Source organism: uncultured Bacteroides sp. (assembly GCF_910578895.1).
Taxonomy (GTDB): Bacteria; Bacteroidota; Bacteroidia; order Bacteroidales; family Bacteroidaceae; genus Bacteroides.
This window is the reverse complement of sequence record NZ_CAJTSC010000039.1, coordinates 14,846-30,833: the sequence shown is the minus strand read 5'-3', so window position 1 is coordinate 30,833 and position 15,988 is coordinate 14,846. Positions and strand designations below refer to the sequence as shown.

At 46.8% G+C, this 15,988-nt stretch carries 13 protein-coding genes and 1 pseudogene; 9 read left to right on the top strand and 5 right to left on the bottom strand.

Annotated elements, in window-relative coordinates:
• Window positions 1-58 precede the first annotated feature (58 nt).
• Both QZ327_RS10410 and QZ327_RS10405 read right to left on the bottom strand, forming a co-directional pair.
• A complete protein-coding gene (locus QZ327_RS10410) occupies window positions 59-280 on the bottom strand; it encodes a hypothetical protein (protein ID WP_290063723.1) in 222 nt (73 codons plus the stop codon).
• 11 nt (window positions 281-291) lie between these two features.
• Window positions 292-507 carry a hypothetical protein gene (locus QZ327_RS10405; protein ID WP_294619046.1) on the bottom strand — a complete coding sequence of 72 codons (216 nt, stop codon included), beginning with the start codon at window positions 505-507 and terminating at the stop codon, window positions 292-294.
• A 1,071-nt stretch (window positions 508-1,578) separates the two neighbouring features.
• Between QZ327_RS10405 and QZ327_RS10400 the strand changes: the two genes are divergently transcribed.
• The 6 genes from QZ327_RS10400 (at window position 1,579) to QZ327_RS10375 (ending at window position 8,947) form a co-directional block, all read left to right on the top strand.
• Window positions 1,579-1,884: a DUF4286 family protein gene (locus QZ327_RS10400; RefSeq protein ID WP_294619044.1), complete on the top strand. Its 306-nt coding sequence runs from the start codon at window positions 1,579-1,581 to the stop codon at window positions 1,882-1,884.
• Window positions 1,881-2,450: a crossover junction endodeoxyribonuclease RuvC gene (ruvC, locus tag QZ327_RS10395; protein ID WP_294619042.1), complete on the top strand. Its 570-nt coding sequence runs from the start codon at window positions 1,881-1,883 to the stop codon at window positions 2,448-2,450. The genes QZ327_RS10400 and ruvC overlap by 4 nt, the downstream gene beginning before the upstream one ends.
• A gap of 40 nt (window positions 2,451-2,490) precedes the next feature.
• Entirely contained in the window at window positions 2,491-4,488 is a 1,998-nt protein-coding gene (gene pulA / locus QZ327_RS10390) for a type I pullulanase (protein WP_294619040.1), read from the top strand.
• 262 nt (window positions 4,489-4,750) lie between these two features.
• Window positions 4,751-6,223, top strand: coding sequence for an ATP-binding cassette domain-containing protein (locus tag QZ327_RS10385; protein WP_294619016.1), 1,473 nt, complete (start codon window positions 4,751-4,753; stop codon window positions 6,221-6,223).
• A gap of 103 nt (window positions 6,224-6,326) precedes the next feature.
• Window positions 6,327-8,228, top strand: a complete 1,902-nt coding sequence (locus tag QZ327_RS10380) for an LTA synthase family protein (RefSeq protein WP_294619014.1) — start codon at window positions 6,327-6,329, stop codon at window positions 8,226-8,228.
• Window positions 8,229-8,284: 56 nt separating this feature from the next.
• Complete coding sequence (locus tag QZ327_RS10375) at window positions 8,285-8,947, top strand: phosphatase PAP2 family protein (RefSeq protein ID WP_294619012.1); 663 nt, start codon at window positions 8,285-8,287, stop codon at window positions 8,945-8,947.
• 7 nt (window positions 8,948-8,954) lie between these two features.
• Here the strand turns inward: QZ327_RS10375 and QZ327_RS10370 are convergent, their stop codons facing one another.
• Window positions 8,955-11,468 carry a carboxypeptidase-like regulatory domain-containing protein gene (locus tag QZ327_RS10370; protein ID WP_294619010.1) on the bottom strand — a complete coding sequence of 838 codons (2,514 nt, stop codon included), beginning with the start codon at window positions 11,466-11,468 and terminating at the stop codon, window positions 8,955-8,957.
• Window positions 11,469-11,520: 52 nt separating this feature from the next.
• A complete protein-coding gene (locus tag QZ327_RS10365) occupies window positions 11,521-12,387 on the bottom strand; it encodes a GLPGLI family protein (protein WP_294619008.1) in 867 nt (288 codons plus the stop codon).
• Between the two features lie 174 nt (window positions 12,388-12,561).
• On the opposite strand from QZ327_RS10365, the gene QZ327_RS10360 reads away from it, so the two are divergent.
• From QZ327_RS10360 to QZ327_RS10350, 3 genes and pseudogenes are all read left to right on the top strand, one after another.
• On the top strand, window positions 12,562-14,037 hold the full coding sequence (locus QZ327_RS10360; RefSeq protein ID WP_294619006.1) for a HAMP domain-containing sensor histidine kinase: 1,476 nt from the start codon (window positions 12,562-12,564) through the stop codon (window positions 14,035-14,037).
• 51 nt (window positions 14,038-14,088) lie between these two features.
• Window positions 14,089-14,772, top strand: a complete 684-nt coding sequence (locus QZ327_RS10355; RefSeq protein ID WP_294619004.1) for a response regulator transcription factor — start codon at window positions 14,089-14,091, stop codon at window positions 14,770-14,772.
• A gap of 28 nt (window positions 14,773-14,800) precedes the next feature.
• Window positions 14,801-14,919 (top strand): annotated as a pseudogene (locus QZ327_RS10350) (mechanosensitive ion channel family protein); the annotation flags it as partial.
• Here QZ327_RS10350 and QZ327_RS10345 read toward each other — a convergent pair.
• Complete coding sequence (locus QZ327_RS10345; RefSeq protein ID WP_294619002.1) at window positions 14,916-15,962, bottom strand: endonuclease/exonuclease/phosphatase family protein; 1,047 nt, start codon at window positions 15,960-15,962, stop codon at window positions 14,916-14,918. The pseudogene QZ327_RS10350 and the gene QZ327_RS10345 sit on opposite strands and share 4 nt — an antisense overlap.
• Between the last annotated feature and the right edge of the window lie 26 nt (window positions 15,963-15,988).

Sequence of the window (15,988 nt, the reverse complement as noted above, 5' to 3'; positions counted from 1 at the left end):
CCAAATACATCTGTATCGTTCTCTTGAAATGGTCTGTCGTTTTCATATCGCTGTCATTTTAGATTGTCTGTTTCAGTATCTCTCTCCAATAGGTCGGCTCAACCTCGCTCAAAAGGAAGTCTGTAAAGTCCCTCCGTGCGTCCTTGTTCAGTTCTCGGTAGAGTTCACGGAACACGGATATGTTGCCGTTGATGTACGTTTCCACCATGTACTCGAAGATGTTGTCCACCTCGTAGTATCTGCACTGCTGCGCTGCTGTCTTGCTGTTTCTCTTTGCCATATCGGTAAGGATTAAAGGGTGAATAACCAAAGGATGAAGCCGAAGAAGACGATTGTGGAAAGGATAGCCATGATTACGCCTATCGTTACTCGGAACACTCCGTTTACAATTTCTCTGATGATGCCCCAAAGGATGCCCAATATCCCGAAGGCGGTGCGCACGATTAAACCGCATATCGCAAGTCCTATGTATTGCGCCACTTGTCTGAAATTTGCCGTTGCCGTCATATCTTCGCTGTTTTGATTTTTTTGTTTTAATGCGGATTCAAGAGCTGAGGGAGTTGAGTTTCAAACTATCTTATCTGCCTCTCGTTTATCCGACATTTTTTTTATGCGTCTTTCTGTCGCATCGGTCGTTTTCGTTTCGGGTGCTTAAAAAGGCAGGGATTAGGGGATGCAAGGTTTTTCGCGGAAATACTACCCGCAGGGCTGGAGATTTCCGCAGAAAACAGGAGGCTTGACCTTGCATTCCCGTCCAATCCCGGAATTACCTTTGCGCCCAGAACGGAAATGACTGCCTGATGCGGCTCACTGAAAGACGCGAAAATGGAGGTAAACGGAAGTGGAGGCAGATTGGACAGGAAAACTTCAAAAGAGAAATCCGTAAAAAAGGGATAATGCCAAAAAGAAAAGGGACACTGCCGGAAGCGTGAAACCGGGCAAACCACCGGCAAGGAAGTATGATTTTATATGTCTGGCCGAGCGTGTCCGGTCTGACGGATAAAATCATTCTTCCCGGTTTGCCTGCCGTGTATGACGGCTTGTTCCATTTACGGATCGGGCGGTCATGCGCGGCTTTCCGCTTACGGCTCAAAGGAACAGCAAAAAAGAAAAATCGTCAGAAACCCGTAAAAGCACCTCTCTGGCATAAGCGCAAAAGAAATGGGCCTTGCATCATCAGTCTAAACTTCTGTTTAGGCGTGAGGCAAAGCCCTTTTCTCCGCTTATGCGGTAGTCGGCATACGTTCGTCCAAAATCTCTTTGGGCGATGGTGTGCCGACGGACAAAACCGCTTTTACGGAAAAACTTATATGTGAGGATAAAAAATCAGGAGATTTATTTCTAAATCTCCCGTTTAATTTCTATTTTTGCATACGAAGAGTTCTTTGAAGGTTACGCAACGCGCAGAAGGATGATGCAGTAGATAACTAACTAATTCGTAACCTATTACTATCATGAGCAATTAACCTACGCTCATTTCCAATAAATTACACTCTTTTCGTAACTTCATGGTGCAAATATAATGCATTATTCTGAAATAATTGCTATGTTTGCGGGGAAAAATTGAAAAAAGAAGTTATGTTGATATACAATACGACCTATCATGTGGAAGAAGGACAGGAAAAATATTTCCTCACCTGGATGCAGGAGTTTTATCTTCCCGAAGTAGAGAAATACGGCACGTTGCACGCTCCGCGCATAGCACGTATACTTAGCCATATAGAAGAAGGAAGCACTTGCTACTCCGTACAGTTCGAGGTGGAAAGTTCCGCCAAGTTGCACCGTTGGCATCAGGAACAGGGAGTGAAACTTAATGAAGAGTTGCTGAAAATTTTCAAAGACAAAGTCATCGGTTTCCCGACATTGATGGAGGTGGTAGTGTGATACAATCGGTAAAGGAAAAAGTCATTCTGGGTATCGACCCCGGTACTACCATTATGGGCTATGGGGTACTCCGTGTGGCAGGAACAAAACCCGAGATGATTGCCATGGGCATCATAGATCTGCGTAAGTTCGGAGATCATTATTTGAAACTTCGCCATATCCACGAACGGGTATTGGGTATCATAGAGAGTTATCTGCCGGACGAACTTGCTATTGAGGCACCTTTTTTCGGAAAAAACGTGCAATCCATGTTGAAACTGGGACGTGCGCAAGGGGTAGCTATGGCTGCTGCTTTGAGCCGTGATATTCCCATAACCGAATATGCCCCTTTGAAAATAAAGATGGCGATAACCGGAAACGGCCAGGCATCCAAAGAGCAAGTGGCGGATATGCTGCAACGCATGCTTCGTTTTCCGAAAGAGGATATGCCTGTATTTATGGATGCCACAGACGGGCTTGCCGCTGCTTACTGTCACTTCCTGCAAATGGGGCGTCCTGCCGTAGAGAAAGGCTATCGTGGCTGGAAAGACTTTATAGCCAAGAACCCCGACAAAGTAAAACGATAATTTTCACACCTTATATAATATACTTAAAAATTCCCTTACCATGAAGCTAAACGACCTTGCCATTATCGGAATAGCGGCTGCTACAGTTACCGGTTGTACCCCATCAAAAAAAGAATATACTTCATACGAACTTTATCCTGTCCGTAAAGGTAGCCTGACGGAAATGGAATACACTCCGGATGCTACGCGGTTTACACTTTGGTCGCCTACGGCGGACGAAGTGCGCCTGATGCTGTATGATGCGGGAGACGGTGGACACGCTTATGAGACTGTTGCCCTTTCGCCTGCCGAGGATGGCACGTGGACGGCTAAGGTGGAGCAGGACCTGAAAGGAAAATTCTATACTTTTAATGTGAAAATTGATGGGAAATGGCTGGGCGATACTCCGGGTATCAATGCGCAGGCAGTAGGTGTGAATGGCAAGCGTGCTGCCATTATCGACATGCGCGAAACCGATCCGGAAGGATGGGCGGAGGATAAACGTCCGCCGTTGGCATCGCTTGCCGATGTGATTATCTATGAGGTGCACCATCGCGACTTCTCTATAGATGCCTCTTCGGGTGTCCGGAACAAGGGCAAGTTTCTTGCCATGACGGAGACGGGTACGGTGAACCCCGGCCGGCAGGCAACAGGCATCGATCATCTGAAAGAATTGAGTGTGACGCATGTTCATATACTGCCTTCTTATGATTACGCTTCAATAGACGAAACCAAACTGGACGAGAACAGATATAACTGGGGTTATGATCCGCAGAATTATAATGTGCCCGATGGTTCGTACGCCACCGATCCCTACAAGCCTGACGTGCGCATCCGCGAGTTCAAGCAAATGGTACAGGCATTGCATAAGGCAGGCATCCGCGTGGTGTTGGATGTGGTGTACAATCATACTTTCAATACTTCCGAGAGCAACTTTGAACGTACCGTTCCCGGATATTTCTATCGCCAGGCGCCGGACGGAGGTTTTGCGGACGCTTCTGCGTGTGGCAACGAGACGGCAAGCAACCGTGCCATGATGCGCAAGTACATGGTAGAGTCCGTATTGCACTGGATTAACGAATATCACATCGACGGTTTCCGTTTCGACCTGATGGGCATTCATGATATCGAAACCATGAACGAAATACGCAAGGCTGCGACAGCGGCAGATCCTACCATCTTTATTTATGGTGAGGGTTGGGCAGCGTCGGCTCCTCAATTGCCGCAGGACTCATTGGCGATGAAAGCCAATATTTATAAGATGCCGGGCATCGCTGCCTTCTCCGACGAGATGCGTGATGCGTTGCGCGGTCCGTTCAATGATAATAGCCGGGGTGCTTTTCTTGCCGGATTGCCGGGAGGAGAGGAGAGTATCAAGTTTGGCATTGCCGGTGCCATCAAGCATCCGCAGGTTGATAATGAAGTGGTGAACTATAGTAAGGTTTCTTGGGCGGAACAACCCACGCAGATGATTAGTTATGTGTCTTGCCATGATGATATGTGTTTGGTGGATAGATTGAAAGCCAGCATCCCTGGCATAACACCCGAAGAACTTATCCGGTTGGATAAGTTGGCGCAAACGGCGGTATTCACTTCGCAGGGAGTGCCCTTTATCTATGCAGGCGAGGAAGTGATGCGCGATAAGAAGGGAGTGCATAACAGTTACCAGAGTCCGGATTCCATTAATGCCATTGACTGGAACCGTAAGACGGAACATACCGACGTGTTTGCCTATTACAAAGATTTGATTCGGTTACGTAAGAATCATCCGGCTTTCCGCTTGGGCGATGCCGATTTGGTGCGCAAGCATTTGGAGTTCCTGCCGGTTGAGGGTGACAACGTGGTAGCGTATCGGTTGAAAGAACATGCCGGTGGCGATTCTTGGGGAGATATCTACGTGGTGTTGAATGCACGTAAGGAGGCAGCACGGATATCAGTGCCCGAAGGCAAGTATACCGTAGTCTGCAAGGATGGTTTTATCAGTGAGCAAGGGCTGGGCACGGTGTACGGACCGGAGATTGCAGTCCCGGCACAGTCGGCTCTTATTCTCTATAAATGACGAAGTCCGGTTTCCGGACAGATGTATCAAGTGATAATCTTTATCAGCATTGTAATTTTGGAGGATGTGTAGAAACAATTTATACACCATCACAGTAATATTGTTGAATGGGGATGTATAGCGATACTATCGGTCTTTAACTCCCGATAACTCCCTTAAATGAAGGAGCCGTACCGGTCCGGTAAAAAATATTTCCGGAAAAGCCGTACGGCTCTTGAAATCTTGATACCTTTGCGACATCAACCAAACAAAACCATCTGAAATGGCTCAGCAACATACTTTACATATAGTGGGTGGTGTGGCGCGCAATCCGCTTGTCCGCCTGTCGCAACCCGTCACTCTCGATTTCCTTGATGGCGAACATATAGCCATCGTAGGTCCTAACGGAGCAGGAAAAAGCCTGTTGGTAGATTTGCTTACGGGCAAGTATCCTTTGCGTGACGGTACATTGGCATACGATTTCCGCCCGTCCGCTACGCAGACCGCTTACGACAATATCAAGTACATTGCTTTCCGTGACACTTACGGCTCTGCCGATACCAATTACTATTATCAACAGCGCTGGAATGCTCACGACCAGGAAGACGCTCCTTTGGTGCGCGAACTGCTGGGTGAGGTGAAGGATGAAAACCTTAAACAGCAGCTGTTCGAACTTTTCCGTATCGGACCGATGCTCGATAAGAAAGTAATCCTCCTTTCCAGCGGTGAACTCCGTAAGTTCCAGTTGGCTAAAACGCTGCTTACGGCTCCGCGTATCCTCATTATGGACAATCCTTTCATCGGACTGGATGCCGCCACGCGCGACTTGTTGTTCGAGGTTTTGGAGAAGCTCTCTCGACTTGCTTCCTTGCAAATCGTGTTGGTGCTTTCCATGCTGGACGACATACCCTCTTTCATTACCCATGTAGTTCCTGTCAGTAACAAGATTGTAGGGGAGAAGATGGAGCGCGATGCCTATATGGAGTCGTTTCGTGTGCAAGACACCGTCCGCGCTGAGGCAGATGCCGTTTCTTTCCACGAATTGCAGCAACGTATCATCAATCTTCCATACGAAAACATGAATTTCACTTCGGACGAAGTTGTCCGGCTGAATAAAGTCAGCATCCGCTATGACGACCGTACTATTCTGAAGGAACTGGACTGGACGGTGATGCGCGGTCAGAAGTGGGCATTGAGCGGTGAGAACGGTGCGGGCAAGTCCACTTTGCTCAGTCTGGTATGTGCGGACAATCCTCAGTCGTATGCCTGCGACATCAGCCTGTTCGGTCGCAAGCGCGGGACAGGTGAGAGTATCTGGGAAATCAAGAAACATATAGGCTACGTCAGTCCGGAGATGCACCGTGCTTATCTGAAAAATCTGCCCGCTATTGAAATCGTGGCTTCCGGTCTGCACGACAGCATCGGCCTGTACAAGCGCCCGCCTGCCGACCGGATGGCTGTATGCGAGTGGTGGATGGATGTTTTTGGGGTTGCAACGTTGAAAGACAAGCCCTTTCTGCAACTTTCCAGCGGCGAACAACGCCTTTCCTTGTTGGCGCGTGCCTTTGTGAAAGACCCTGAACTGTTGATTCTTGACGAGCCGTTGCATGGACTGGACACGTACAACCGCCGCCGCGTAAAGAAAATCATAGAGGCCTTTTGTTGTCGCCGCGATAAGACAATGATAATGGTGACACATTACGAGAACGAACTGCCCGCCACGATAACCGATTGTCTATACTTGAAACGGAATTAATTAAATAGCCGTGTATATCACGTATTTCTTAACTGATGTTGGCTGTAAATAGAATAAAAAATTCTATTTTTGCCAAATATATTCAGTTTAAGAAGAAACACCGATGAAAGACAGGCTTATAGGATTCCTCAAGACATATTTCTTGTTTGTTTGTATATTCGTATTGCAGAAACCTTTCTTTATGCTCTTTTATCGGGCATTTTATGATGATGTTTCGTGGACGGAGTGGTTTCGCGTGGTGTGGCACGGACTGCCCTTGGATTTGTCGCTTGCCGGTTATCTGACTGCTGTTCCGGGATTGTTTTTCATCTGTTCCGCTTGGACTGTGTCTCATCTTCTCCGCCGTATATGGTGCGGCTACTTTATCTTTGTCTCGGTTTTGCTTTCTGTCATTTTTACCGTTGATTTGGGGTTATATGAATATTGGGGTTTCCGCTTGGACGCTACTCCTTTGTTCTACTTCTTTTCTTCACCCAAAGATGCGGTGGCAAGTGTCAGTACATGGATGGTGATGTGGGGAGTGATGGCAATGGTTGTCTATGCGGTGGTGTTGTACGGTATCTTCCATGCCGTGTTGTTGCGGCGACAGACTTTCGGGCGCATGAAGATACCTTACCGGCGTGTGAGGGTGTCGGGAGTGCTGCTATTGCTGACGGGGTTGTTGTTTATCCCGATTCGCGGCGGGTTCACCGTTTCCACCATGAATACCGGAAAGGTCTATTTCAGTACTCTCCAGCGTCTGAATCACGCTGCCATTAATCCGGCTTTCAGCCTGATGGAGTCTCTTTCCAAACAGACGGATTTCGGAAGCCAGTATCGTTTTATGGAGGCTGCGGAGGCAGAGCGCCTTTTTAAAGAGTTGACAGATCCTGCTGTTTCCGGAGTAGCGGTAACAGCGGCAGACTCTTTGCAACAATCGGCTGATTCGTTGCATAACCTGTTTACTACCCGACGTCCCGATGTACTTTTCGTGATTCTTGAAAGTTTCTCGTCCAAGCTGATGACAACTTTGGGAGGAGAGCTGGATATAGCTGTTAATTTGGATAGCTTGAGTAAGGAGGGGATTCTCTTTACAAACTTTTATGCCAACAGTTTCCGTACCGACCGCGGTTTGGTCGCCATCTTGAGCGGTTATCCGGCACAACCCACTACCAGTATCATGAAATATCCCCGTAAGACGCAATCCATTCCGGCAATTGCCGGTAGTCTGAAGAAAGCCGGTTACGGAACCAAATATTATTATGGAGGTGATGCAGACTTTACCAACATGCGTTCTTACCTGATGTCTTCCGGATTTGAGACGATTGTTTCCGATCAGGATTTCGCCGTTTCAGAGCGTTTGAGCAAATGGGGGGCACATGACCATCTGCTGTTCAATCGTTTGCTGGAAGACTTGAAGGCGGAAGCTTCGGAAGAGATTTCAGCAGAGCAGTATGCTCCTCATTTCCGTGTCTTGCAGACTTCCAGCAGTCATGAACCGTTTGAGGTTCCTTACCGACGTCTGGAAAATGACCGTTTGAATGCGTTTGCCTATACTGATAGTTGCCTGGGCGATTTCGTAAGGCAGTATCGTGAATTGCCTCAGTGGAAAAATACGGTCATTGTATTGGTGCCCGATCATTTGGGAGCTTATCCTGAGAACCTTGGCAATCTGACGGTGGAGCGTTATCAGATTCCGTTACTTATGATTGGCGGTGCTGTCCGGAAACCGGGACATATTGATGTATATGGTTCCCAACAGGATATTGCGGCTACGCTGTTGGCACAATTGGCGTTGCCGCACAATGAGTTTACATTCAGCAAGGATATGCTTAATCCGGATTCTCCTCATTTTGCATTTTTTACGGTACCTGATGCCTTTGGTATGGCAACTCCGGATAACCGAGTGATATTTGATTGCCAGGCCAATGCCATAGCGGTAGATGAAGGCCCGTCAAAAGGGAAAAATCTGCCATTGGGAAAAGCGTATCTGCAGAAGTTGTATGATGATATTGCGAAAAGATGAATGGTGAGAGGTGGCGGGATGAGGCATGTTTCTTTAACTCTTTAACTTTTACATAAATGGATTTTCTTCAAACATTGATAAACGTCGATACGGACATATTCCTGTTCTTCAACGGGATGCACAATACGTATTTTGATTATTTCATGAGTACATTTAGCGGTAAGTTGGTTTGGATTCCCATGTATGCGGCTATTTTATATGTAATGGTACGTAATTTTTCATGGAAAACAATCCTTTGCTGTGCAGTGGCTGTGGCTTTGACCATTACTTTCGCAGACCAGGTGTGTGCCACTCTGATTCGTCCATACGTGGAGCGTATGCGTCCTTCCAACTTAAGTAACCCGCTTTCGGAGTTGGTCCATATTGTAAACAATCACCGAGGAGGGCGTTATGGCTTCCCTTCTTGCCATGCGGCTAATACTTTTGGCCTGGCTTTCTTTATATTCTTTTTGTTCCGCAAACGGGGGCTTACATTGTTCATGATGGCTTGGGCTATACTTACCTGTTATTCCCGTGTCTATCTGGGTGTACATTACCCGGGGGACCTTCTTGCCGGTACGGTAGTGGGGCTGGCGGGTGCATATCTGATGTGTTTTTTGTTTATGAAGGTAAGCGGATATAAACGGACGGAACGTGTCCTGCATGCAAATGCCCCTATATGGGTGGGATTGCTGACTATAGCGGGAATATTGATTTATGCCATGATAAAGACCGTTTAAAGTAGCTTTAGAACTGATAACTTGTTGTAATCATTGCTTCCCGTGGGCGTATTCCGAGCCGGGAAGTGTAACTTTGGGTGGTTGAATAGACAGTATAGGCATATTCTTTCTTGTTGAACAGATTATTCAAGTTAGCTTCCAATCTCCATTTTTTCACTTTATATATAATGGTAGCATCAGCCAATATCGTGTTGAGGTGTGTGTTGCCACCCAGGTCATTCCGGTAGTGTTCACCGGCGAGACGAAGTTCGAGTGCTCCGATACTGAAGGTGAGTTGTAGTCTTTGAACGAAATCCAGTAATGGTGTCAATCGTGTGTCATTGCCTATCTTGCTACCGCCATAGCCGATGATGGCATGATATTCGGCTTCGAAGGTTTCGATAGGGAGCCAGGTTATTTTCGGTTCGGCTTTCAGATAGTCGTAACGGTAAGTTTGAAGCAGGCGGTTGGTGAATTGTAGTCCGCTGCTGCGGCTTAATGAAAGATGGAGTGACGTCTTCAGATGCCAGTCATAGAACCCTTTGGATAAGGTTGTGGAGAAAGAACGGCTTTCTGTATGGTTGGCTATGGCACGTTGGGTATAGACAATGGTGTCTTGTGAGAGGCTTTGCTCATAGATCGTATTCCGTCGGGTACGGTGGTAGTTCAGTGAGGCAGTGATGAAGAATTCCTGTACTGTATTCTTGTATTCCCCGTAAAGTTGGTAGTCTTGGTTCAGGCGGAGAGGAATAAGTCCGTTATTGTTACGCCATGTCCGGTAATCAGTCCGGTAAGTAAGGGGGTAAAGGCCGGTTCCGCTTCCGGTGGAACGGTTCAGACTGGCGAAGAAAGAAAACTTCCAATGGTAATCCACCTGGTATCGCAAGTAGAACGAGGGGGAATAAAGAATGTAATTTTTTCTGCTACTGACGAATTGCCTGCTCCGGATGGGGAGTGAAAGACTGCCCAGCCATTGTCTCCGTTCCAACTGGAAGTAGGGTGACATATAGACGGAGAAGCTGGAAATATTATGTGAAACGGCGGATTGTCCGGAATAGTTGTTCCATTCCCCTTGTATGCCTGCCTTGTATTGCCGGGTAAAGCCATTGTGTTTTCGCAGGTAGGTTACACTGTTGTCTGTATAGAGATTTTGTCCTTGATATTTTTCTTTCTCCTGTTCCACCTGGAGCAAGGATGGCAGCAGCGTATATTGCAGGATTGAGTTGAATTCCCAGGTATGGTTGTTTTTGTTCCGGAGTAGCCGGAAAGTATTGTTTGCTTTCAGTTGCGAGGTATGTATCTGTTGTTCCAGTTCTTGCGAGGTACTTCGTTCTGTCTCTCCCTCTATTCTGAACCGGTTGCTCAGATAATGTTCCCGACTGTTGTTTTCATGATAAATTTCCGCATAGGCGGCATTGCTCTGCAGGAGATATTGATAAGTTTCATTGATGCATAGCGTATCGCCCGGCTGATAATAAGACTGGGTGTTGTTTCGTTCTTGCTTGATTTGGTCATGGGTGTATCCGGCTTGCAAACGGAGGCTTCGTTCAGCATCCGGTTTGAACATGCAGTTTCCGTTGACGGTATGGGTTTTATTGAAGAGTAGGCGTTTCTTGTCCAAAGGAGCACTGATGCCCGGTTGGATGAGCAGAGGGGAGACATTGGAAATATGACGGTCATTGTTACTGGTGAACCGGGTCTGTTCTGTGCTGAGGTCGGTACCGTTGTTGTTGGTTTTATAGCTGTATAGGCTCTGCCTGCCTTTGCCCAATTGCAATGCACTGGCAGAACCCTTCCAAAGGATTTTTCCCGAAGCATCCGCTCCACTTCCCAGCATCCCGTTTACAATCCATTGGTCGCGGGCTTTTGGATCAAGTTTTAGGTTCAGCGCCACTTTATCAGAGTTTATTTTTCCTTTCAGTGCTTTCACAGACTGATAATTCTCCATGAATTCTGCGGTTTTCACGGCTTTGGCACTCAGATTGTTGTTCACTTGGTTGTAACGTCCCCCTGTCACGTCCATACCTTCTACCAGAAAGTGGTCTATGGTTTTTCCCTTATACTTCACTTCTCCGTTTTCCTCTACCTCCACTCCGGGTAACTTTCTCAATACGTCTTTGATATGTACATCTTTGGAGGATGCAAATTGTGAAAGGTCATAACGTATCGTATCTTTTCGCCCGTAGATTCGTCCGGGGCGTATCTCCACTTCCTTCAAAACAATGGACTGTGGCTGCAGGCGGAAGTTTTGTCTGCCGGAAGCAGACAAGTTGCGTACTTCCTGTTTATATCCGAGTATGGATACCTTGACCTGCCGGGTGTCACTGTAGTTCCACGGCAGTGAGTATTTTCCTTGGGCGTCTGTCAGAGTATAGTCTGTCATGACCCCTTTGTTCAATATACTGATCATGACAGCTTCCATCGGCAGTCCGGTTTCAGCATCGGTAACAATACCGTTCAGGGTCTGTGCCTGCAACGGGTGGCAGAAGCTGCACAGGAAACAACAGGACAAAAGAATCAGGGTGTGTATGTGTAGATTCATTGCTTCGGTGTTTTGTTTTGTGGATACCAAGTATTTCTTTCCGGTGGGCGTATTATTCCCGTTCTATCGGATTGTTGGGAATACCTCTGGGTCTTAATTTATTTCCGTTGCTATCTGTCACGGTCATGGAAACGCCCGGCTGGCTATTGGTTATGAAGCCTACCGGGTCATCGTAGTAACGGTCGTGTATTTTCCGGTATTGTTTGCGGTTGACCTGTTCGTAGTTTTTCAGACGGATGATGATGGGCAAACTGTTGCGGCACACTTCTATGCCGGCTGCGGTGAAGCAGTAATGTCCCTCGCTGTCGGAAGCTTTCAGGATAAGTCCTGGCAGTCCGCCCAATTTCCAAGGACCTTCACTCACGGCAATCTCCTCGGTAAACCAGGCAGTCCATCGTCGGCCTTTGTAAAAACATTCTGCCTTTCGGCAGGGAGAACCGAGTAGGGTATCGGTGTCCGCAGTGAGCTGCCATAGCGGGAACTCTTGCTTTTCTTCATAGCGGATTCGGATAAAGCCTCCTACGGTATTTTGTGTGGTGGTGTGTCCGGCAGGGAAACCTTTATAGATGACTTCCGTAAAGCGGGAGGTGGCATATTGGTTCAGATGTTGGTTGATGGTTTCTTGTGAAGCCTTATTGGCAATGTCTGCATTATAGACGGAGTCACAAAGATATTTACTGTAGCTGTAGAACTTGGATACACCTACTCCTATTTCCAGTATCATGGTTTCTTCCAGCGGCTTTTCTTTTCGGATAGTGTCGATGTAGAATGCCGTTTCGTATTGTACACGTAGTTGCATGTGTCCGATGGTATCTTGTCTGGTGTTGTGTTCCGGTATGAATACGCTGAATTGGGCTTGTACGACCAGTGGTACCAACATGACGAGGTATCCACTGAGAAGAATTTTCTTTGCTTGCATAATTCTTGGTTTTTAGGTTTCTTGTCTGTGGCAAATCTATTGGCTTTTTCTCTTTATTGCGGGGAAAAGTTATTACTGAAATATTACTCAGCCCGAAAAAAACAGTTCGCGCGTATCTCTAATAGGGAGAAAAGAGTACATTTGTCCGGTAAACAGGTTTTAACCTCAGCGGTTATGGAACAACGGATAAAAATAATTTGGATATTGTCTTTGGCTTCTATGTTGCTTATTGCGGCAGGACAGGGGTACTGGTTATGGAACCAGTGCCAATATAAAAACGAAGAACTTCTGAGAGACGTACATGCAAGGGTATTGGAAGCTATCGCATTAAACGACTCTGTGCGGGAGCAGCAGCCCAAGATGTTTTTTACAGATTCGGCAAATATTTCTTGGGGGACCAACAGTGCCTGTATTATGGATGAAGATTCATTGCGCTCAGAGAAACGATATCTTTATGAGTATGAGTCGTATGTGACTGTCCGGGCAAAGAAACTGCGAACGGACAGTGTGCGGGTTTCCGATATCGGTAGCATTGACACATTGCCGTTGCTTTATGCAGACACCATTCGGTTTCGTACCGCTGATGAACTGGGCTGGGGACTGGACAAGTATGCCCGGAAGTATGTTCTTCAGGTAGATGTTCCTTTTACCCTTCAGCGTTTTGATTCTGTTCTGGCTGCCAAATTGCCCGGTGTGCCTTTTAAGACCCGTCTCTGCACTACTCCGGAAGATTCATTGTTTGTCTGCAAAGATGTGGTAGAGCTGAAAGGCAGTCGGTTGCACCCTGTAGTCGAGATACTTTATCCGTATAATCCTTTCGGTTGGCAGCAGGTACAGATTACGGTATGTCCACATTTGCAGACATTGTTATTTCGGATGGGTTGGCAGCTGGTGGGGAGTCTGTTACTTATTCTGTTGTTGACATTCTGTCTGTTTTTCCAGATAAAGACCATTCTGAGGCAGCGACGTATAGATGAACTTCGCAGAGGATTTGTAAATACCATGATACATGAACTGAAACGTCCTGTGCAGGCATTGAAGATGTGCGTGGCTTTTCTCAATGACAAAACGATGCGTACCGACGAACAAGCGATGGATGAGGTGGTACGCGACTCCATTTCGGAATTGGATAATCTTTCTGCCTATCTTCGTAAGTTGCGTGACATGACCCGTGCCGATGATGAACAAACACAACTTTCTTTGAGCACCTTTGACTTGAAGCCGGTGGTTGAAAAGCTGATATGCCTGCAACATGTTCCTGCCGGTAAGCAGGTTTTGTTTGAGACCCGTTTTACGGATAATCTGCTTATAGTAGCCGATCCGATACATGTAGCCAATATTATTGGTAATTTGATAGAGAACGCTGTGAAGTATTCCGGAAGTTCGGTTCGTATTTTAGTGGTCTGTGAGCTACATTCCCGTCTTCTGACGCTGAAAGTGTCAGATGACGGTATCGGTATTCCGGTTTCTGAGCAAGGAAAGGTCTTTGACAAATTCTACCGCAGCAGTAATTTGCCCGACCGTTCTTTGCCCGGCATAGGGCTGGGATTGAGTTATGTCAAGTTATTGGTGGATGCTCACCGGGGTACTGTTTTTCTGACCAGCCAGGTAGGGAAAGGTACTACCATAGAAATTACTATTCCCCAATAATGAGTGACAGATGACAATGTTTTACCATTTCCTCCTTAATCCTTAATTGAAATGTCTCCTTTGAAAATTCTTTTTGCTGATGATGATCTGAAGTACTCCATGCTTTTGAAGCGTTTTCTGGAAGCAGAGGGTTACGATGTGACTTACGCCGGTAACGGTGCCATTGCCTTGGAACAATTTCCGCTTGTGAAGCCCGATCTGGTGCTGCTTGATATCAATATGCCTGGCTTCAATGGTTTTGAGGTAGCCGAACGTATCCGTGAAGCAGACAGGCACGTGCTCATTTTCTTCCTTTCTGACCGTAGCGAAAAGTCGGATCGCCTGCAAGGTTTCCGGCTTCGGGCAAATGATTATCTTGCCAAGCCTTTCTATCCGGAAGAATTGATAGCCCGTATCCGGGAGCGTTTTGATGCACAGTTGTCCGATGTGGCAGGAGAGGAAATCTATATTTTGGGTGATTCGGTCTTTAACTATAGTACCAACGAGATACGTACCGGGAACAGTAAGGTGCTGATAACTTCCCGCCAGGCGGAGCTTCTGCGTCTGCTTGTATTGAATAAGAATAGTTCCGTCAGCCGGGATAAATTGCTGGATGCGGTATGGGGAAGCTGTTCGTATGCTAATTCTCTCGCTTTGAATGTTCAAATCTCATATTTGCGGAAAGCATTGCGAAACGATCCGGTGGTGAGGATTGAATCGTTGATGAAGAAAGGGTATATGTTGAAAGAGGGGTAGTTTCCCACACCCTGCTCATACAGTGGAACATTTCTTCTGCCGTAATAAAGTCTGTAAAGAGTATGAACGTATCCGGTCCGATATTTTTGAACATTTGCTGGTTATGGGCAGAAGTTTGACTTGAAGTTATATCAATATTCCGATTAATAGATTAGCCGGAAGTCTGCCCGTACAGGCAGGTGATCGCTATATCCGGATTGGTATTTCATGCCATTATATGTGCGGAAAGGTTGTCTGCCTCCGTATTTTTTGTCTTCTGTCAGCAAGAAAGGAGGAGAGAATACATCTGCTTTTGTTTCGTCAGAATAAAGGGGAGACTGGACTTGCAGTAGATTGCCGGACACGATGATATGGTCAAGCAGTCCCCATTCACCCCGGTACTTGTAACTGCCGAATTCTTTCCGGTGAACGGCTTTTCTTGCTAAAAGGTGATAAAGCTTCCGAGGGTGCAAAGAGCCGGATACGGCAGGCGGGGCTTCTGCTTTCAATATCTGTTTTATGGATTTGTCGGTAGGATAATCATTGAAATCTCCCAGGATAAGAATTTGTGCACGATGGCGTATGTGGAAGAGGCTGTCCGTTGCGGTCTTTAGGTTCTGTGCGGCAGATAGCCGGTCAGGTTCTGACTCTTTGGTTCCGCCGGATCTGGACGGGAAATGAACAACGAATACATCCAGTGTATCCTTGTTGAGCAGTAACCCGCAGACATGAAGGATGTCACGTGTGGGGCGGCTGTCTTTACGGAGTTTGGGTACGGGGATACTATGGGAAGAAAGTAATCTGAAGAGGTCACGCCGGTACAATAATGCCACATCTATTCCTCGTTCATCGGGTGATTGTGTCATGACATAGCGGTAATCGGCTTCCTTTAAAATGGAGTAGCGGGTCAAGTCACGCATCACGCTGTCATTTTCAACTTCACATAAAGCGACGAGTGCCGGCGGATTCCATTCTCCTGCAGCGATAATGACGCGGGCGATGTTATCCAGTTTCTTCCTATATTTGGCATAGTTCCAGTGCCGGATGGCACCGGGTAGGAATTCATAATCATTTTTAAGGCTGTCGTGGTGACAGTCAAACAGATTCTCTACATTATAGCTTAGGATGCGGAAGGTAAGTGTATCCTTGTTTTCTTGTGCATGTAAAGGGAGGAAACAAAAGAGAAGGAATAAAATGAGGTGGGATTTCATTATGTTCTGTAGGATAACTACCGGGA